Source organism: Faecalibacterium sp. 7, from assembly GCF_049562865.1.
GTDB classification, from domain to species: domain Bacteria; phylum Bacillota; class Clostridia; order Oscillospirales; family Ruminococcaceae; genus Faecalibacterium; species Faecalibacterium wellingii.
On record NZ_CP186911.1, the window covers coordinates 1,636,683 to 1,654,622 of the forward strand.

Below are 17,940 nucleotides of genomic sequence, written 5' to 3' on the forward strand. Positions count from 1 at the left end.
AAAATGCCTAAAACTTTACCGGAACGTATCTTCTTTACCATTGTCATGGCTGCCATTATGGTCTATGGCATGATCGTTTACAATGTGGCGCTGAACACAGGTGGTGTCACCAATGCCACCTTTGTCATGGCTCTGCACGAGATGCCGATCATGGTTCCCATTGCCTGCGTGCTGGAATTTTTCGTGGTGGAGAAACTGGCCACCCGATTGGCGTTTATGTTCATGCGGCCCACAGATCGTCCGCAGTTCATCACCTATGCCATCTCGCTGATGATCGTGTGCATCATGTGCCCGGTGATGAGCCTGATCGCAACGGTGCTGTTTAAAGAACCCAGCTTTGGCACCTGGGTGCATACCTGGGGCTGCAATATGCCCATGGCCCTGTGCTGGCAGCTGCTGTACTGCGGCCCGCTTACCCGTGCCATCTTCCGGCTGGTGTTCCGCCGGGGCAAAAAGCAGACGGACTGACAGCTCCCGGGGATGGAACCATAATAAATATGTATAGGAGCGGGTGTAATAACGGACTAGACACCTATACGAATTTTATATATCGGGCATATAAAGCATGTACAATGGGGCATTTTTGATGGAAATATTTCCCGGAATGCCCTGAAAAAGCCATTGAAACCTAAGAATTGGCTAAGAAATTTGTGGAAAAAGTACATGCGAAGAGCGTTTTGTTGGACAAGATGCACAACTTTTTTTATATATCAATGCAGTAGAACCACCTAAAATGTAGAATGTGCACAAAGCCACTTGCCAATTTTCGTCAATCGTACTATCATACACAACGAAAAAAGACGAAGTGATCCGTGCAGGAGGGAGGGTGTGACCGGACAAAGCCGAACGCCTTCCTTACTTTTTTCACAAAGCTGCGCCTTTTCTTCGAGCGATAAGAAGGACGCTGCGCCGCCGGGGCGGTGCGGCGGTCTTACCCCCGGAACCCTATTCTTCAGGAAGGAGGAAAAACAATTGAATAATCTGACCAAAGCATTGATGGAAGAGCTGACCGTCGAATACGTCAAGGTCGGCCCGCTGCAGATTCCGGAATCCGTGGTCATCAGCTGGGTGATCCTGGCCATCGTCACCATCGGCTCGATCCTGCTTACCAGAAACCTGAAGGTGGACCATATCAGCAAGCGTCAGGCCGTGCTGGAAATGGCCTACCTCGCAGGCACCAATTTCTTTGAAGGTCTGCTGGGCGAAAAGGGCAGGCGTTATGTGCCTTACCTGATGACCGTGGCCATCTACATCGCCTTCAGCAACCTGATCGGCGTGTTCGGCGTCAAGCCCCCCACAAAGGATCTGGATGTGACCGCAGCGCTGGCGCTGATGAGCATCGTCCTGATCGAGGGTGCCGGCATCCGGGCACGCGGCGGCGTGGGCTTCCTCAAGAGTCTGGCTGCCCCCACTCCGGTCATGACCCCTATGAACATCCTCGAGGTCGCCATCCGCCCGACCAGCCTCTGCATGCGACTGTTCGGCAACGTGCTGGGTGCATTCGTCATCATGGAGCTGATCAAGCTCGTGGTGCCCGTGTTCGTCCCGGCGGTGTTCAGCCTGTATTTTGACCTGTTCGACGGTCTGATCCAGACCTATGTGTTCGTGTTCCTGACTTCGCTGTTCATGAAAGAGACCATGGGCGGAGAAGACTGATCCATTGATATTTACTGAATTTAAAAGGAGATTATTACTATGAATGGTTTGATTGCTCTGGGCGCTGGCATTGCAGCGCTGACCGGCATTGGCGGCGGTATCGGCATCGGCATCGCAACGGGTAAGGCAACGGAGGCAATCTCCCGTCAGCCCGAGGCATCCGGCAAGATCCAGACCAACCTGCTGCTGGGCGCTGCTCTGGCAGAAGGTACTGCAATTTTCGGCTTCGTCGTTGCACTGCTGATCATCCTGTTCCTGGGTCAGTAACGGAGGCGCAGACGAATGCTGAAGTTGGATATTAACCTGCTGTGGACCGTCGTGAACGTCCTCGTCATGTATGCGGTGCTGCGCAAGTTCCTGTTCAAGCCTGTTCAGGACGTGATCGCAAAGCGCCAGCAGATGGTGGACGCAAACCTGGCCGATGCGGAGACCTCCAAGAAGGAAGCCGCAGAGACCATGAACGCCGCGCAGGAAAAACTGCGCAATGTGGACAATGAGGCCGCTGCCCGCCGCGAAGCCTACGAAAAGCAGGCTGAGGTCGAAAAGCAGCAGCTGCTGGCAGATGCCCGCAAGCAGGCAGACGCCATCGTGGCCGCCGGCAAGGCGAGCGCCGAGGCCGAACGCCAGAGCAAGCTGCGGGAAGCCGATGCCCAGACCACGGCACTGGCCCGTGCGATGTGCGAGAAGCTGCTGGCCCGCAATCTGACCGCCCAGGACGATGCACGTCTGCTGGACGATCTGCTGGAGAAAGCAGGTGCAGGCAATGGCAACTGAATTCAGTCGTGAATTTTTTGCGGACAACCGCATCGTCAAGGCCGAACTGCGCAGCGCCCGCAAGCCCCGGGAAGAGGAGCTGAACCGGGTCCGCGCCGAGGTCCGCAAGCTGTATGACGCCACCGAGGTCATCCTGAACGTGACGGTGGACGAGAGCCTGCTGTCCGGCTATGTCCTGCAGGTGGGCGACCGCGTGTTCGATAACTCCGGCCGTCATCAGCTGGACAAGATGATGGAGGGCAAGCCCTCGCTGGCTACCCTCAAGACCCGCATTGAGGACTACAAGCCCGCCGAGACCTCTGCCGAGGGCGGTGTGGTCATCTCCTCTGCCGACGGCATCGTGCACGTCGAAGGCATGAACCGCGCCGTGTACGGCGAGATCGTCACCTTCGACAACGGTGCCAAGGGCATGGTGGAGAGCGTGGACCCCGAACAGCTGGGCATCATGCTGTTCGACGGCGCTGAGACCGTCGGCGTGGGCACCATGGTGACCCGCAGCGGCAAGCGTGCCGGTATCCCGGTGGGCGATGCCTTCCTGGGCCGTGTCATCAGCCCGCTGGGCGAGCCCATCGATGGCAAGGGCCCCATTGAAGCTGTGGGCTACAACCCCATCGAAAAGCAGGCCCCTGGCATTCTGGAACGTCAGAGCGTGGATACCCCGCTCCACACCGGCATCCTCGCCATCGATTCCATGTTCCCCATCGGCCGCGGCCAGCGTGAGCTGATCATCGGCGACCGCCAGACCGGCAAGACCTCCATCGCCACGGACGCCATCCTGAACCAGAAGAACACCGGTGTGCTGTGCATTTATGTGGCCATCGGCCAGAAGGCTTCTTCCATTGCCCGCGTGGCAGGCGATCTGCAGAAGCACGGTGCCATGAGCTACACCACCATCGTGGCGGCTACTGCTTCGGATTCCGCTCCCCTGCAGTACATCGCACCCTATGCCGGTACCGCACTGGCCGAGTACTTCATGAGTCAGGGCAAGAGCGTGCTGATCGTTTACGACGATCTGTCCAAGCATGCAGTGGCCTACCGTGCCATTTCTCTGCTGCTGCGCCGCTCTCCGGGCCGTGAGGCTTACCCCGGCGACGTGTTCTATCTGCACTCCCGTCTGCTGGAGCGCTCCTGCCGGATGCGCGACGATCTGGGCGGCGGTTCCATCACCGCACTGCCCATCGTTGAGACGCAGGCAGGCGACGTTTCGGCCTACATCCCCACCAATGTCATTTCCATCACCGATGGTCAGATCTTCCTCGAGAGCGCTCTGTTCAATGCAGGCAACCGCCCGGCCGTCAATGTGGGTCTGTCGGTGTCCCGTGTGGGCGGCGCTGCCCAGACCAAGGCCATGAAGAAGGCCAACGCCAACCTGCGTATCGAGCTGGCACAGTACAAGGATATGGAGTCCTTTGCACAGTTCAGCTCGGATCTGGACGCGGAGACCCGCCGCCAGCTGGATCACGGCAAGGCTCTGATGGAAATGCTCAAGCAGCCGCTGTATCAGCCCAAGTCCGACGCCGAGCAGGTGGTCACGCTGGTGCTGGCTTCCCACGGTGTGCTGGACGAACTGCCCACCGCCGAGCTGCGCACCAAAACTTCCGCATTTGTGCGTCAGTTCCGCGCGGATGTGTCTGGTACGATGGATAAGATCACCGCCACCGGCAAGCTGGAACCTGAAATGGTCGATGCCATCCTGAACGCCTGGAAAGCTTATGCGGGAGGCGACAGCCATGCCGTCCAGTAAGCTGCTGAAGGAGCGCATCGAGAGCATTCAGGACACCATGAAGATCACGAACGCCATGTACCTGATCTCCTCGTCCAAGCTGCGCAAGGCACGTAAGAACTACCAGAATGTATCGCCCTACTTCAACCGTATGCGCGATACCATTTCCCGCGTGGTGCCCCACCTGCCGGAAGAGCCGGTGCATCCGTTCTTCCACGAACGCAACATCGCAAACCCCAAGCGCGCTTACATCGTGCTGACGGCAGATAAGGGCATGGCAGGCGCTTACAACCAGAACATCATCAAGTTCCTCAAGGAAAATGCGGATGAAAATGACCGGTTCTATGTGATCGGCCAGACCGGCTACCGCGCCCTGTACCACAAGGACCCGCGGCTGGTGGAGGATTTCCACTACGGTGCCACGGAGCCTACGCTGCAGCGTGCCCGCGATATCACGATGGACGCCATCGATGATTTCAAGACCGGCAAGCTGGATGAGATCTATCTCATCTATACCCGCATCGAGAATGCACTGACCAGCGAGCCCACCATGGTGCGTCTGCTTCCGCTGGACCGCGCCCATCTGCAGCCTGCCCCCAAGGGTCTGGGCGATCCGAAGGGCGATGTGGAGATGTTCCCGTCTGCATGGACGGTGTTTGAACAAATCGCGCCCATTTATATGCACGGCATGATCTTTGGTGCCATGACCGAGAGCTTCTGCGCAGAGCAGAGCGCCCGCATGACTGCCATGGATTCCGCCACCAAGAACGCCAACGATATGATCCGGGAGCTGCAGCTGGAATACAACCGCACCCGTCAGGGCTCCATTACACAGGAGATCACCGAGATCATCGGCGGTGCGGCTGCCGTGCAGGACCGGGAATAAGATACCTGCCCTTCCGGACGGCTTTGCGCAAAGGAAAAGCCTTTGGCAGACCCGGAGTTCTTGCGTGGACTGCCAAGGTCTCCCACTTTGAGGAAAGACTCTCCCCGGCCGGGGAGAGATGTCGCAATAGCGACAGAGTGGGGAATGTGGCAGCGCGCAGGCGCTGACGGAGAGGGCAAGGATGCTAACGTGTTTGCAATATACAGATTATAAGAGGCAATCCAAATGATACAGGGAACTATTATTCGCGTAGCCGGCCCTGTGGTGGACGTGCAGTTCACCGCAGGCAAGCTGCCTGCCCTGCAGGAAGCGCTTACCGTGACCGCCGAGGGCACCGAGCGCACGATGGAAGTGACACAGCATGTCAACGAGACCACTGTGCGCTGCATCATGCTTTCCGCCAGCGAGGGTCTGGGCAAGGGCATGACCGTGCAGGCCACCGGCCACGGCCTGACCGCACCGGTGGGTGAAGCCACGCTGGGCCGCATGTTCGACCCGCTGGGCAGACCCATCGACGGCAAGGGCTCTGTGGATGATGTGCCGCATTGGCCCATCCACCGCAAGGCCCCCGGCTTTGCAGAGCAGAAGCCCGCGACCGAGTCCTGGAGACCGGCATCAAGGTCATCGACCTGCTGGCCCCCTATGCAAAGGGCGGCAAGATCGGTCTGTTCGGCGGCGCAGGCGTCGGCAAGACCGTGCTGATCCAGGAACTGATCCACAACGTGGCCACCGAGCACGGCGGCTACTCCATCTTCACCGGCGTCGGCGAGCGCTCCCGCGAGGGCTGCGACCTTTGGGGCGAGATGAACGAATCCGGTGTTCTGAGCAAGACCGCACTGGTCTTTGGTCAGATGAATGAGCCCCCAGGAGCACGTATGCGTGTTGCTGAGACCGGCCTGACCATGGCAGAGTACTTCCGTGAGGAGACTCACAAGGACGTGCTGCTGTTCATTGATAACATCTTCCGTTTCGTGCAGGCAGGCTCCGAGGTGTCCGCTCTGATGGGCCGTATGCCTTCTGCTGTGGGCTACCAGCCCACTCTGGCCAACGAGCTGGGCGCTCTGCAGGAGCGCATCACCTCCACCAAGGAAGGCTCCATCACCTCTGTGCAGGCCGTCTACGTCCCCGCCGACGACCTGACCGACCCGGCCCCCGCCACCACCTTTGCGCATCTGGACGCCACCACCGTGCTGTCCCGTAAGATCGTGGAGCAGGGCATTTACCCGGCCGTGGACCCGCTGGCATCCACCTCCCGCATTCTGGAAGCAGATATCGTGGGCGAGGAGCACTACCGCGTGGCCCGCAAGGTGCAGTCCATTCTGCAGCGCTATCAGGAGCTGCAGGACATCATTGCCATTCTGGGCATGGATGAGCTGGACGAGAACGACAAGCTCACCGTTGCCCGTGCCCGCAAGCTGCAGAAGTTCCTCTCCCAGCCCTTCGCTGTGGCCGAGAACTTTACCGGCCTGAAGGGCAAGTATGTGCCGCTGCAGGATACCGTGCGCGGCTTTGCCGCCATTGTGGACGGCGAGGCCGACGATCTGCCGGAGTGGGCTTTCTTCAACGTTGGTACGCTGGAAGATGCCCGCCAGAAGGCAGCGGAAAAGCTGGCTGAGGAAAAGGGCGGTGCCGTCTGATGAACAAGTTCATGCTGAACATCACTGCGTCCAGCGGTGAGTACTATCAGGGCGATTGCGAAGACCTTGTGCTGCCCATCAGCGATGGCGTGTACGGCATACAGGCCGGACACAGCCCGGTGCTGGTGGCCATCCACATGGGCATCCTGCACTTTGAGGTGAACGGTGAAAGCCAGGACATCCTGGTAGGCGACGGCATTGCCGAGGTGACGCCTGCCTACGTGATGGTGCTGGTGGACAGCGCCGAGCGTCCGGAGGATATCGACAAGAACCGTGCCGAGGCTGCCCGCATCCGTGCCGAGGAGCGTTTGCAGCATCAGCAGAGCATGCATGAATATTATCAGAGCAAGATTGCGCTCGACCGTGCGATGCAGCGCCTGCAGGCCGCTGCAAAGTACCGACGCTGAGAAAGAGCCGCATCTGTTGGGACCAGATCTGAAAAAAGAGCATCATTTGTATCCGTTGAGGGTGCAAAGTGGTGCTCTTTTTTGTTTCAGGCTGTTCCATGGAACGCAGCTTTCGTGTATAATAAGGTCAATGCAACCCCGCGTGTTGTGCGGGAAAGGAGGAGGTTTTCCATGATCCAATTCGGCCTGCGTCTGCATGACGCGGAAAAGCTGCCCGTTGAACAGGTGCTGCCGCTGGTGCGCCGGAAAGGCTTTACCTGCGCCCATGTGGCCCTGAGCAAATCCTTCAGGGAGCTGCCCTGCACCCCCAGCGCCCTGACCCCCGGCTATGCGCTGTATCTGCGGCATCTGTTTGAGAAAAACGGCATCGACATTGCCGTGCTGGGCAACTATCTCAATCTTGCCCACCCGGATGCGGATGCCCTGCACGCCATTCAGGAAAAATACTATGCCCATATCCGTTTTGCAAGCCTGCTGGGCTGCGGCATGGTGGGCACCGAGACCGGTGCGCCCAACGCGGAGTACAAATTCTGTCCGGAGTGCCGCAGCGACGAAGCCCTTGCTACTTTTATCCGGAACTTCAAGCCGGTGGTGCGCTGTGCCGAGCAGTATGGCGTGACCATTGCCATTGAGCCGGTGGTCAAGCACATCGTGTACGATGCCAGACGCGCCCGCACCGTGCTGGACGAGATCGGCAGCCCGAACCTGCAGATCCTGTTCGACCCCGTCAACCTGCTGAACATGGAAAATGTGGACCGCCGCGAGGAAGTGTTTGCCGAGGCCATCGAGCTTCTGGGCAAGGACATTGCCATGATCCACTTCAAGGATTTCCTGCGCAAAGATGCGGGCGGCCAGCTGGCTGCTACGGGTGCAGGGCAGGGCGGTATGGAGGACTACCGCACCATCCTGCGGTTTGCAAAGCAGGAAAAGCCCTATATCTTTGCAACGCTGGAGAATACCACCCCGGAAAACGCGGTGGAATGCCTGAACTACCTGAAAAAGCAGTACGACGAGTGCTGAACACTTTATAACAAGAAAAACATCTGCAAGCTTTGCCCGGAATGGGGCAGCCTGCAGATGTTTTTTGTATCAGATGAAGTTTATGTTTCGGCCTTTTACAAATTGCAATTAAGAAATAGTTCCGCTGAAAATGTCCAGAGCGAAAGCGGAGGACATTAAAATCATTCCAGATCCAGCTTATGCTCCATCAGCCAGCGGGTCAGCAGAAAGTACCCTGCGGCAAAGGCAATGCTGACCGCCAGCCCGAACAGGGTGGTGAAAGCACTGGGCGCAGCGATGGAAACATCCACACCACCAAGGGTGGAATAGGAAACAGCCTGCAGCATGTCGGCACTGCTGACACCGGAGCTCAGCCAGTTCTGCAGGAAGGACAGCAGGAAAAATGCCAGAATACCGGCCGGGACCATGTGCTTTTTGAACTGGTGGCCGATCATGCAAGCGGCATAGATGCACAGGATGCTGGACACCAGTGCCACCAGCCCGTTCAGCGTTTCAAAAATCAGCCAGAGCCACCCGGAGCTGCCGGTCATGCGGAAGATCTCCACCACTTTCTGCCACAGCTCCGGCAGCTGCTGCAGGGCCGCACTGTTCAGAGACAGAGCCAGCAGCATCACCGCAAAGGAGAAAATACCCACGATGCTGCTGCAAAGCATCCACACCACGCTGGAGATCAGCTTGGAAAGGATGAGCTGGCTTTCCGTCACCGGCAGGGTGTGCATCAGGTAGCCTTCGCGGCCCAGCAGATTGCGGGTGAAGCGGGTCACAATGGTCATCACGGACACCACTGCCACCGCAACGGCTACGATCATGTAGGCGAACAGCAGCAGAGATGCAAAGTCGTCCTTGGAAGAGCTGCGCAGGGAAAAGCCGCTCAGCACTGCCAGCGCAACAAGGGCCAGATACAGCCCGCCGTAGGTGCGGCCGGTGGCCTTGAATTCATATTTTAACAGCTGTTTCAGCATTTGAATACCTCCCGGAAATATGCATCCACGCTCATGCCCTCGGTCTCGCGCAGCTCTTCGGCATTGCGGTGGGCGAACACCCGGCCATCCTTCAAAAAGACGGCTTCGTCCAGAATGGGCTCGATATCGCCGATGAGGTGGGTGGATAGAATGACGGTCGCATCCCGGCTGTAGTTGTTCAGGATGGTGCTCAGGATGTAGTCCCGGGCGGCAGGGTCCACGCCGCCAATGGGCTCATCCAGCAGGTAGAGCTTTGCGGCGCGGCTCATGGCCAGGATCAGCTGCACCTTTTCCTTGCTGCCCTTGGAGAGGGTCTTGAGCCGCGCCTTCGGTTCCAGTTCCAGCCGGGCCAGCATTTCGTTCGCCTTGGCGGGGTCAAAATCGGCATAGAATTCGCGGAACATTTCCACCAGCTGCTCCACACGCATCCAGTCCGGCAGCCAGTCGGCGTCCGGCAGATAGGACACGATGGCTTTGGTGTCCGGCCCGGGGGTCATGCCGGCGATCCGGATGCTGCCTGCACTGGGCTGCAGCAGACCGTTCGCCAGCTTGATGAGGGTGGTCTTGCCGCTGCCGTTGGGGCCAAGCAGCCCCACGATGCGGCCAAAGCCGATGTGCAGGTCTACATTTTCCAGTGCGGGCTTATCCTTCTGGTAGCACTTGGTCAGTGCTTCACAGCTCAAAAGTTCACTCATTGCGGTCCTCCTTTGCGTCCCAGTGTTCCAAAAGCGCGGCTGTCTGTGCGGGACTATAGCCGATGCCGCGCATCTTTTCCAGAAAATCCGACGCCAGCGTCCGGGCGGTGTCGGCACGAAGCTGTTCGATCAATGCAGTGTCCTCCGTAACATAGCGGCCTGAGGTGCGTTCGGTGTGCACCAGACCCTCCGTTTCCAGCTGGGCAAGGGCCCGCTGCATCGTGTTTGGGTTCACCCCGGCGGCTGCGGCCAGATCCCGTACCGAATCCAGATGCCCGCCCGGCGGGTAGGTGCCGGCCAGGATCCGGGCCTTTAGCCGTTCCACAAGCTGTGCATAGATCGGGCGGCTGGCATCAAACTGTTCGCCCATGGTATCATCTCCTTGTCTTGCTGTATTAAGCGCTTGATACAATAATACACGATTTGCGCTGCTTGTCAAGGGGAAAAAGAAAAAACATTATAAAACTGTGGGAAATCGGAAAAAGTGCCCATAAAACACTGCACATTGATAAAAATTTACAATAAATTCAAACAATTTCACATTGCAAAGCTTTTGACAATGTGCTATGCTGAAAAACAGAGAGCTCCGCCCGGAAAGCGGCGGAAAAGAGATTTGGAGGAAAAATAACTATGGCTGACCGCATCGTTCTGAATACCATCTCCTACCATGGCCACGGTGCCATTGAGAACATCGTTCCCGAACTGACCGCCCGCGGCTACAAGAAGGCATTCGTCTGCTCCGACCCCGACCTGATCAAGTTCGGCGTCACCAAGAAGGTTACCGACCTGCTGGATGCTGCAAACTTTGCCTACGCTGTTTACAGCGAGATCAAGCCCAACCCCACCATCGCCAACGTGCAGGACGGCGTGGCCGCTTTCAAGGCTGCTGAGGCTGACTGCATCGTGACCATCGGCGGCGGCTCCTCCATGGATACCGCAAAGGCCATCGGCATCATCATCAATAACCCCGAGTTTGCGGATGTCCGCTCTCTGGAAGGTGTTGCTCCCACCAAGAAGCACGCGGTGTTCACCATCGCTGTTCCCACCACCGCCGGTACGGCTGCTGAGGTCACCATCAACTACGTCATCACCGATGTGGAGAAGAAGCGCAAGTTCGTCTGCGTGGATACCAACGATATCCCCGAGATCGCTGTGGTTGACCCCGATATGATGTCCTCCATGCCCAAGGGCCTGACCGCCGCCACCGGCATGGACGCTCTGACCCACGCCATCGAGGGCTACATCACCAAGGGCCACTGCGTCATCTCCGATATGTTCCATCTGGAAGCCATCAAGCTCATCAGCCAGAGCCTGCGCGGCGCAGTGCAGAACACTCCGGAAGGCCGCGAGGGCATGGCTCTGGGCCAGTACATCGCCGGCATGGGCTTCTCCAATGTGGGTCTGGGCATCGTCCACTCCATGGCACACGGCCTGTCCGCTCTGTATGACACCCCGCACGGTGTGGCCTGCGCCATCTTGCTGCCGGTGGGTCTGGAGTACAACAAGAGCGTCGCCGGTGAGCGCTACCGTGCAGTCGGCAAGGCCATGGGCGTTGTGGGCATCGACGAGATGAACGATGTGGAAGCCGCTGACGCCACCATCGCCGCCGTCAAGCAGCTGAGCGCAGACGTGGGCATCCCCGCAAATCTGCACGACATCCTGAAGGAAGAGGATATCCAGTTCCTCGCCGAGTCCGCATTTGCAGACGCCTGCCGTCCCGGCAACCCCCGCGACACCAGCGTGGAGGAGATCGTGGAGCTGTATAAGAGCCAGCTGTGATTCCGCTCTGTAAATTCAAGCTGTGATTTTGGTCCTGCTGTCCTTCGGGATGGCAGGGCCTTTTTCTAAGATGTATCCGAAAACAAAGCAACAGACTGGATCTTCGTCTTTTCAGAGATGCCCGGAGAGCCTGCCGCGTCGCAGAGTGACAAAATTTCTGCACGGCTCTTGTACACAGCGCCCAAAACGGGTACAATCAATGCAGTAAGAAAAAACTGGAAGCGAAAGGAACCTTATGACGCTGAACTTCTATACTCTGAGTGTTATTTATCTTGTATATTCCTTTTTGGGCTGGGTGGCGGAGACAGTAGCCGCGACCATCCGGGGCGGAAGGTTTGCCAACCGCGGTGCGGCGGCAGGCCCGTTCTGCTTTATCTACGGTACCACCGGCGTGCTGCTGGCCGTGAGTTTCGGCGACCTGCGCACCGAGCCGGTCTACCTGTTCTTTGCCTGTATGATGGCGGCAACGGTGATGGAATGGATCACCGCCAAGCTGCTGGAACGCCTGCACCGCCGCAAGTGGTGGGACTATTCCGGCAAAAAATTCAATCTGAACGGCTATGTGTGCCTGCAGTATTCGCTGCTGTGGGGTGCGCTGGGCACGGCAAGTGTGCTGTGGGGCAATGATGTGCTGCTGCGGCTGTGCGCGCATATCCCGGTTTGGCTGCTGCGCCCGGCAGTATGGATCTCGCTGACGGTGGCGGTGCTGGACCAGATCGGTTCGGCAGTGCTGGTGCAGCAGTATGCGGCCCGGCACCCGGTGCTGGAGCAGCTCAACCAGAGACTGGGGAAGCGGTCGGATACGCTGCGCCGCAGGATCGCGCTTTACATTGAAAAACGCATCCAGCATGCTTACCCGGCTGCGGCCCGGCAGGAGCAGACTGCGCTCCGGAAGGGGGAAAAGAACTTCCTCAGCGTGTCCGACCTGCTGTGGCTGTTCGTGATCGGCGCGTTTCTGGGCGACATGGTGGAGACGGTGTTCTGCCGCGTGACCGCCGGGGTCTGGATGAGCCGCTCCAGTCTGGTCTGGGGGCCGTTCAGCGTGGTGTGGGGTCTGGCGCTGGTGCTGGCAACGGTGCTGCTGCGTCAGGAAAAGGACCGGAGCGACCGCTACCTGTTCGCCTTCGGCACCGTCATGGGCGGTGTGTACGAATACGTGTGCAGCGCCGTCACCGAGCTGCTGTTCGGCACCGTGTTCTGGGACTACAGCAAGTTCAAGTTCAATCTGGGCGGGCGCATCAACCTGCTGTACTGCTTTTTCTGGGGCATTGCGGCGGTGATATGGATGCGCTACGGCTATCCGCTGGTGCTCAGAGGCATGGAGAAGGTGCGCAGCCGCGTCCGCCCATGGATGACCGCCCTGCTGGCAGTGTTCATGGCGGTGAACGTGCTCACCAGTGCGCTGGCGCTGGCCCGGTACGATGCCCGCACCAGCGGTGAAGGCCCCAAAAACAGCATCGATACGCTGCTGGACGACCATTTTGATGACGCCCGTATGGAGCGCATCTATCCCAACGCGAAGAAAGTGGCCAAGGCTGGATGAAATTTCAACGTTCCTCTTGCACTTTGGTGCAAAAATCGGTATAATACTTTCCGGATAAAAGGGAGTAGAGGGCGCACGTTCGCAAAACGATGCGCTGTGCCGCAGCGGCATCCCCGCAGAAATGCCCGCTGCGGTGCCGGATGCTTGAGACTTTTATTACGCTTTCCCGTTTCTGGGCAAGCTGTAATAGAGGTCTCTTTTTTATGGCTGCTCTGCCGGAAACAAAAGGAGAAAAAACTATGCTTATCCCTGTTTTGCTGTTCATCGTGGGCCTGCTGTGCCTCATCAAGGGCGGTGACTGGTTTGTGGATGGTGCCACGGGTATTGCCCGCCGCTTCCATGTGCCGGAGCTGCTCATCGGTGCTACGGTGGTGTCCATTGGCACCACCCTGCCGGAGGTCATGGTCTCCACCACCTCGGCCTTCACCGGCCACGGCGAGATCGCCTATGGCAACGCCATCGGCTCGATCATCTGTAATGCATCCCTCATTGCGGCCATCACCATTGCGGTGAAGCCGGGCAAGGTAGACCCCAAGAGCCTGCGCACGCCGGTGCTGTTCTTCTTTGTGGCAGCAGCCTTTTACGCGGGCGTGGCCTATACCACCGGCTACTACTCCCGCCCGGTGGGCCTTGTGCTGCTGGCCATGTTCGCGGCCTACATCGTCTGCAACGTGATGGCGATGAAGAACGCCCCCGCCCCGGAAGAAGCGGAGGAGACCGACGAAAATGGGTCCCTTGCCAGGGAGCTGGGTCTGCTGGCCGTGGGCGCGGTGCTCATTGCCGTGGGCGCGAACCTGCTGGTGGATAACGGCACCCTGATCGCACAGGCACTGGGCGTGCCGGAGTCGGTGATCGCGCTCACCTTTGTGGCGCTGGGCACCTCGCTGCCGGAGCTGGTCACGGCCATCACCTCGCTGGCCAAGGGCCACGGTGCGCTGTCTCTGGGCAATGTCATCGGCGCGAACGTGTTCAATCTGGTGCTGGTGAGCGGCGTTTCCGCAGTGGTGGCACCCTTTACCATCCCGCAGAACTCCATGCTGTTCGGACACAACGCATCGCTGGTGCTGGAGTTCCCGGTGATGTTTGCCGTGATGCTGCTGCTGACGGTGCCGGCCCTCATCAAAGGCAGGCTCAGCCGCCCGCAGGGCATCGCTCTGCTGTGCATCTACGCGGCCTTCTGCGTGGTACAGTTCACCATCTGAGCATACAAGACGCAAAAAAGTCCCGGTGCAGTTCGGTTTTACTGCACCGGGACTTTTTACGCTTCAGAAGAATTACTGCTGTGCAAAGATCTTGATCTCGTCCTTATCCATAAAGGCGGCACCCACAAAACCGGCGGCTTCCAGCTGGCCCAGCTGTTTGCCCAGCTTCTTGCCCTGAGGCAGAACGGTTACGTTGTAGCTGTCACGCAGGGAAGCGGCCTTTGCCAGCACGGCAGGGAAATCGGCATCCTTGGTGTACAGCAGGACGATCTTCTGCTTGGCACCGGGGATCTGATAGCCCTGCTCCAGCAGGATGCCGCACACCCGCTCAAAGCCGATGGAAAAGCCCACGGCAGGCACCTGCGTGCCAAGGAACTTGCCCACCATGTTGTCGTAGCGGCCGCCGCCTGCAACGGCACCGCTGAACTGCGGGCAGGTGATCTCGAACACCATGCCGGTGTAGTAGCCCTGACCGCGCACCAGACTGGGACAGTAGGCCACCTGATAGCGGCCTGCGGCCATGGCGTTGGCGGTGGCCAGAACATACTTGAGGTCGTCGGCGATGGCAGGGTCTGCGCAGCGGGCAGCTACGGCGTCCAGCGTCACCTCACCGGCGGCGATGAAATCGGCCAGAGCCTGAATGGCGGCTTCCGGCAGCTGCTTCTCGGTCAGCTCAGCCTTGACGCCCTCGGCACCGATCTTGTCCATCTTATCGAAGGTGATGCAGACGGAATCCAGCGTATCTGCGGCAAAGCCCATGCTTTCCAGCATGCCGCGCAGGATGCGGCGGTCGTTGATGTTGACGGTGAAGCCGGTAAAGCCGATGTTCAGCAGAGCGCGGGTGGTCACGTCAATCAGCTCCACCTCGGCGTTGGGGGAAGAATCGCCCAGAATGTCGATATCGCACTGCACGAACTCCCGCAGACGGCCCTTCTGGGGACGCTCGGCGCGGAAGACGCGGTCGGTCTGGATCACCTTGAAGGGGCTGGGCAGCTTATCCTTGTTGGCGGCATAGTAGCGGCTCAAAGGCAGGGTCAGGTCATAGCGCAGGCCCATGTCGGACAGCTGTTTGGGGTCGCCGGTGTTCAGGGCAGCGGTGAGCTTATCGCCGCGCTTGAGCACCTTGAAGATCAGGTTCAGGTTGTCGCCGCCGTCGGATTTGTCCAGATTTTCCATATCCTCCAGCATGGGGGTGGAAATGCGCTCGAAGCCGGACGCACGGTAGGTCTCCAGAATTTTGCCCTGAATGTAATCGCGCAGGGTCTGCTCTGCGGGCAGCAGGTCGCGCATGCCCTTCAATGCCTGTGTTTTCATAAGATGGTTCCTCTCTATATAAATCAATGTAAATGCTTTTACCTTATTCATTATAAAGGAATCTGCCATTTTGTCAATTGAAATGGGCACACTGTAAAGGAAAAACCATTCGGAGGGCAGGCAATGAAACAGCAATTTGCAGCAAAACACCCGTGGACCATCCTTGCGGCGGGCGCAGCCATTCAGGTGCTCACGGGCATCCCGGCGGCGTGGGGCGTATTTCAGCAGCCGGTGATGGAGGAGTACGGCCTGAGCGAGCAGGGGGCAGGCTATGCCTTCGGCATCCTCATTGCGGCGTTCGGCGTGGGGTGCGTCCTCGGCGGCTTTCTGCAGGACGGCCGCGGCCCGCGGTGTGCGGCTCTGTGGGGGACAGCACTGCTGTGCGGCGGATTTTTTGCAGCGGCCATGCTGCCGGGCGGCAGTGCGGTCAGCTTTTTTCTGGCATTCAGCATCCCGGCGGGGCTGGGCACGGCGTTTCTGTACCCGTCCATCCAGTCCTGTGCACAGAAGTGGTATGCCGGACGCAAGGGCCTTGCCACCGGTGTCATCGGCGGGGCGGTGGGCCTTTCTGGCGCGTTCCTCACCGTATTCGTGCGCACGGCGGTCAGGGGCTTTGGGATCGTGCAGGGCATCAGGGGTGCGTTCTGGGCACTGGGAGCCGTCACGCTGCCCATCTGCCTTGTGGGCAGCCTGCTCTTGCAGGACCCGCCGCAGAACGCCGAAAAACAGCAGAAAAACGACAGGAATGCCATTGACCTCTCGCCATGGCAGATGCTGCGCACACGGCAGTACTGGCTGTGTGCAGGGGCTGTGTGCTTTTCCACCCCGGCGGTGCTGCTGTTCAGCCCCATCATCCTGAAGCTGGGCGTGGAGCGGGGGCTGGACGAGAACGCTGCTCTGTGGAGCGTGGTGCTGGGCAGCGTGGGCAGTGCGGCAGGCCGCCTGCTGATGCCCATGCTCAGCGACCGCATCGGCCGCAGGCCCACGGACATGCTGCTGTTTGCGGTGTCGCTGGGGCTTTCAGCGGGATTTGCGTTTGCGCAGGGCTGGTGGGTGGTGGCCTGCTATGCGGGGCTCACCTTCTGCTACTCCGGCCTTGCGGCGGTGCTGCCTGCCCTCTCCACGGACCTGTTCGGCTTCCCCCACGCAGGGGTGAACTACGGCTTTCTGGCGCTGGGGCAGAGCGTGGGAAGTCTGGCATTTCCGGCTGCGGCGAATCTGTGGGGGCTGGAAGCCGGGCGGCACTGGCTGGCTGTGGGCGGTGCGGCGGCAGGCTTTGCTGCCATGTGGGCGCTGAAATCTGCCGGACAGCAGTCCCGCAGGCAGGACACAGGAGCGTGAAATTTATCTCCTTGACAAAGTTGACAAAAAATTGACGAATGAAATGACAAAAGCATCTGAATTGACAGTTGGCAGCAGACAACCGCAAATAGTTTTGATGTTTTTCCCGGAAATGTATTGCAAAATTCGTCCGCTTTCTCTATAATAAAATCATGCGTGGTAGTACCGGTGCAGGCGCTGAAAGAGAGCAGCGTGCCCGGTTCGGATGCAAGCAGTACAGAGCAGCGGCTGTGCCGGCAGGGCGCGGCAGCGGTTTTGTGCTGCAAAGCGACATTTGTCAAAAGGAGAGTATGATTATGACCTATTCGCAGCAAGTACAGAATATGTGCCCGATCACCAAAGGTCCTAAGCATGGTCCGGCTCCCATCCCCGAAGAGGGCGCATGGGTCAAGGCCTATGAGATCAAGGACATCAGCGGCTACACCCACGGTGTGGGCTGGTGTGCACCTCAGCAGGGTACCTGCAAGCTGTCTCTGAACATCAAGAACGGCGTCATCGAAGAGGCTCTGGTGGAGACCATCGGCTGCTCCGGCATGACCCACTCTGCTGCTATGGCAGGCGAGATCCTGCCCGGCAAGACCATTCTGGAAGCTCTGAACACCGACCTGGTGTGCGACGCCATCAACGTTGCAATGCGTGAGCTGTTCCTGCAGATCGTCTACGGCCGCAGCCAGACCGCTTTCTCTGAGGACGGTCTGCCCATCGGCGCAGGTCTGGACGACCTGGGCAAGGGCCTGCGCTCCATGACCGGCACCATCTTCTCCACCAAGGAGAAGGGTGTGCGCTATCTGGAGCTGACCGAGGGCTACATCAACAAGCTGGCAGTGGACGCTAACGATGAGGTCATCGGCTATCAGTTCGTTAAGCTGGGCAAGATGATGGAGGATATCCGTCACGGCAAGACCCCCAACGAGGCTTACGAGAAGAACGTGGGTACTTACGGCCGCTTCAGCAAGGAGCAGGGCGCTGTGAAGTACATCGACCCGCGTGAGGAATAAGAG

At 58.9% G+C, this 17,940-nt stretch carries 17 protein-coding genes and 1 pseudogene; 14 read left to right on the forward strand and 4 right to left on the reverse strand.

The window, feature by feature from the left end; all coding sequences use genetic code 11:
• Positions 1-3: 3 nt before the first annotated feature.
• From ACKXF7_RS08010 to ACKXF7_RS08050, 9 genes and pseudogenes are all read left to right on the forward strand, one after another.
• Positions 4-468: a DUF2798 domain-containing protein gene (locus ACKXF7_RS08010; protein WP_423741014.1), complete on the forward strand. Its 465-nt coding sequence runs from the start codon at positions 4-6 to the stop codon at positions 466-468.
• A 504-nt stretch (positions 469-972) separates the two neighbouring features.
• On the forward strand, positions 973-1,656 hold the full coding sequence (locus ACKXF7_RS08015; RefSeq protein WP_291014986.1) for a F0F1 ATP synthase subunit A: 684 nt from the start codon (positions 973-975) through the stop codon (positions 1,654-1,656).
• Between the two features lie 39 nt (positions 1,657-1,695).
• On the forward strand, positions 1,696-1,923 hold the full coding sequence (gene atpE, locus ACKXF7_RS08020) for an ATP synthase F0 subunit C (RefSeq protein WP_005944490.1): 228 nt from the start codon (positions 1,696-1,698) through the stop codon (positions 1,921-1,923).
• Positions 1,924-1,938: 15 nt separating this feature from the next.
• On the forward strand, positions 1,939-2,430 hold the full coding sequence (locus ACKXF7_RS08025) for an ATP synthase F0 subunit B (protein WP_005944489.1): 492 nt from the start codon (positions 1,939-1,941) through the stop codon (positions 2,428-2,430).
• The gene (gene atpA / locus ACKXF7_RS08030; RefSeq protein WP_249237162.1) at positions 2,420-4,174 is read left to right on the forward strand and encodes a F0F1 ATP synthase subunit alpha; all 1,755 of its coding nucleotides are present in this window, start codon (positions 2,420-2,422) and stop codon (positions 4,172-4,174) included. Before ACKXF7_RS08025 ends, atpA begins: the two co-directional genes overlap by 11 nt.
• A complete protein-coding gene (gene atpG, locus ACKXF7_RS08035) occupies positions 4,161-5,039 on the forward strand; it encodes an ATP synthase F1 subunit gamma (protein ID WP_339396150.1) in 879 nt (292 codons plus the stop codon). Before atpA ends, atpG begins: the two co-directional genes overlap by 14 nt.
• 225 nt (positions 5,040-5,264) lie before the next feature.
• A pseudogene (atpD, locus tag ACKXF7_RS08040) lies at positions 5,265-6,676 on the forward strand (F0F1 ATP synthase subunit beta).
• Positions 6,676-7,083 (forward strand): ATP synthase F1 subunit epsilon, encoded by a 408-nt coding sequence (gene atpC / locus ACKXF7_RS08045; RefSeq protein WP_154259085.1) that lies wholly within the window; start codon positions 6,676-6,678, stop codon positions 7,081-7,083. Before atpD ends, atpC begins: the two are co-directional and overlap by 1 nt.
• Before the next feature lie 171 nt (positions 7,084-7,254).
• Positions 7,255-8,103, forward strand: a complete 849-nt coding sequence (locus tag ACKXF7_RS08050; RefSeq protein ID WP_423741015.1) for a sugar phosphate isomerase/epimerase family protein — start codon at positions 7,255-7,257, stop codon at positions 8,101-8,103.
• A gap of 161 nt (positions 8,104-8,264) precedes the next feature.
• Here the strand turns inward: ACKXF7_RS08050 and ACKXF7_RS08055 are convergent, their stop codons facing one another.
• From ACKXF7_RS08055 to ACKXF7_RS08065, 3 genes are read right to left on the reverse strand one after another with little or no spacing between them, the layout of a single operon-like run.
• The gene (locus ACKXF7_RS08055) at positions 8,265-9,065 is read right to left on the reverse strand and encodes a hypothetical protein (protein ID WP_423741016.1); all 801 of its coding nucleotides are present in this window, start codon (positions 9,063-9,065) and stop codon (positions 8,265-8,267) included.
• Positions 9,059-9,760, reverse strand: coding sequence for an ABC transporter ATP-binding protein (locus ACKXF7_RS08060; RefSeq protein ID WP_423741017.1), 702 nt, complete (start codon positions 9,758-9,760; stop codon positions 9,059-9,061). The genes ACKXF7_RS08055 and ACKXF7_RS08060 overlap by 7 nt, the downstream gene beginning before the upstream one ends.
• The gene (locus ACKXF7_RS08065; protein ID WP_423741018.1) at positions 9,753-10,130 is read right to left on the reverse strand and encodes a GntR family transcriptional regulator; all 378 of its coding nucleotides are present in this window, start codon (positions 10,128-10,130) and stop codon (positions 9,753-9,755) included. The genes ACKXF7_RS08060 and ACKXF7_RS08065 overlap by 8 nt, the downstream gene beginning before the upstream one ends.
• A gap of 260 nt (positions 10,131-10,390) precedes the next feature.
• On the opposite strand from ACKXF7_RS08065, the gene fucO reads away from it, so the two are divergent.
• The 3 genes from fucO to ACKXF7_RS08080 all read left to right on the forward strand — a co-directional run bounded on the left by fucO (position 10,391) and on the right by ACKXF7_RS08080 (position 14,284).
• Entirely contained in the window at positions 10,391-11,539 is a 1,149-nt protein-coding gene (fucO, locus tag ACKXF7_RS08070; RefSeq protein WP_423741019.1) for a lactaldehyde reductase, read from the forward strand.
• Positions 11,540-11,774: 235 nt separating this feature from the next.
• Positions 11,775-13,082 (forward strand): putative ABC transporter permease, encoded by a 1,308-nt coding sequence (locus ACKXF7_RS08075; protein ID WP_423741020.1) that lies wholly within the window; start codon positions 11,775-11,777, stop codon positions 13,080-13,082.
• Between the two features lie 239 nt (positions 13,083-13,321).
• On the forward strand, positions 13,322-14,284 hold the full coding sequence (locus tag ACKXF7_RS08080; RefSeq protein WP_348582989.1) for a calcium/sodium antiporter: 963 nt from the start codon (positions 13,322-13,324) through the stop codon (positions 14,282-14,284).
• A 72-nt stretch (positions 14,285-14,356) separates the two neighbouring features.
• Here ACKXF7_RS08080 and hisS read toward each other — a convergent pair whose 3' ends face one another.
• Positions 14,357-15,598, reverse strand: coding sequence for a histidine--tRNA ligase (gene hisS / locus ACKXF7_RS08085; protein ID WP_249237154.1), 1,242 nt, complete (start codon positions 15,596-15,598; stop codon positions 14,357-14,359).
• 123 nt (positions 15,599-15,721) lie between these two features.
• Here hisS and ACKXF7_RS08090 point away from each other — a divergent pair, with 123 nt between their 5' ends.
• Both ACKXF7_RS08090 and ACKXF7_RS08095 read left to right on the forward strand, forming a co-directional pair.
• Positions 15,722-16,939, forward strand: a complete 1,218-nt coding sequence (locus ACKXF7_RS08090) for an MFS transporter (protein WP_423741021.1) — start codon at positions 15,722-15,724, stop codon at positions 16,937-16,939.
• A gap of 296 nt (positions 16,940-17,235) precedes the next feature.
• Positions 17,236-17,937 (forward strand): iron-sulfur cluster assembly scaffold protein, encoded by a 702-nt coding sequence (locus ACKXF7_RS08095; protein ID WP_015537775.1) that lies wholly within the window; start codon positions 17,236-17,238, stop codon positions 17,935-17,937.
• Positions 17,938-17,940: the final 3 nt, after the last annotated feature.

Excerpts from the sequence above, each read along its gene's own strand:
- ACKXF7_RS08010 (WP_423741014.1), top strand. The coding sequence starts at position 4 with ATGCCTAAAACTTTACCGGAACGTATCTTCTTTACCATTGTCATGGCT.
- atpE (WP_005944490.1), top strand. The coding sequence starts at position 1,696 with ATGAATGGTTTGATTGCTCTGGGCGCTGGCATTGCAGCGCTGACCGGC.
- ACKXF7_RS08025 (WP_005944489.1), top strand. The coding sequence starts at position 1,939 with ATGCTGAAGTTGGATATTAACCTGCTGTGGACCGTCGTGAACGTCCTC.
- atpA (WP_249237162.1), top strand. The coding sequence starts at position 2,420 with ATGGCAACTGAATTCAGTCGTGAATTTTTTGCGGACAACCGCATCGTC.
- atpG (WP_339396150.1), top strand. The coding sequence starts at position 4,161 with ATGCCGTCCAGTAAGCTGCTGAAGGAGCGCATCGAGAGCATTCAGGAC.
- atpC (WP_154259085.1), top strand. The coding sequence starts at position 6,676 with ATGAACAAGTTCATGCTGAACATCACTGCGTCCAGCGGTGAGTACTAT.
- ACKXF7_RS08050 (WP_423741015.1), top strand. The coding sequence starts at position 7,255 with ATGATCCAATTCGGCCTGCGTCTGCATGACGCGGAAAAGCTGCCCGTT.
- ACKXF7_RS08055 (WP_423741016.1), bottom strand. The coding sequence starts at position 9,065 with ATGCTGAAACAGCTGTTAAAATATGAATTCAAGGCCACCGGCCGCACC.
- ACKXF7_RS08060 (WP_423741017.1), bottom strand. The coding sequence starts at position 9,760 with ATGAGTGAACTTTTGAGCTGTGAAGCACTGACCAAGTGCTACCAGAAG.
- ACKXF7_RS08065 (WP_423741018.1), bottom strand. The coding sequence starts at position 10,130 with ATGGGCGAACAGTTTGATGCCAGCCGCCCGATCTATGCACAGCTTGTG.
- fucO (WP_423741019.1), top strand. The coding sequence starts at position 10,391 with ATGGCTGACCGCATCGTTCTGAATACCATCTCCTACCATGGCCACGGT.
- ACKXF7_RS08075 (WP_423741020.1), top strand. The coding sequence starts at position 11,775 with ATGACGCTGAACTTCTATACTCTGAGTGTTATTTATCTTGTATATTCC.
- ACKXF7_RS08080 (WP_348582989.1), top strand. The coding sequence starts at position 13,322 with ATGCTTATCCCTGTTTTGCTGTTCATCGTGGGCCTGCTGTGCCTCATC.
- hisS (WP_249237154.1), bottom strand. The coding sequence starts at position 15,598 with ATGAAAACACAGGCATTGAAGGGCATGCGCGACCTGCTGCCCGCAGAG.
- ACKXF7_RS08090 (WP_423741021.1), top strand. The coding sequence starts at position 15,722 with ATGAAACAGCAATTTGCAGCAAAACACCCGTGGACCATCCTTGCGGCG.
- ACKXF7_RS08095 (WP_015537775.1), top strand. The coding sequence starts at position 17,236 with ATGACCTATTCGCAGCAAGTACAGAATATGTGCCCGATCACCAAAGGT.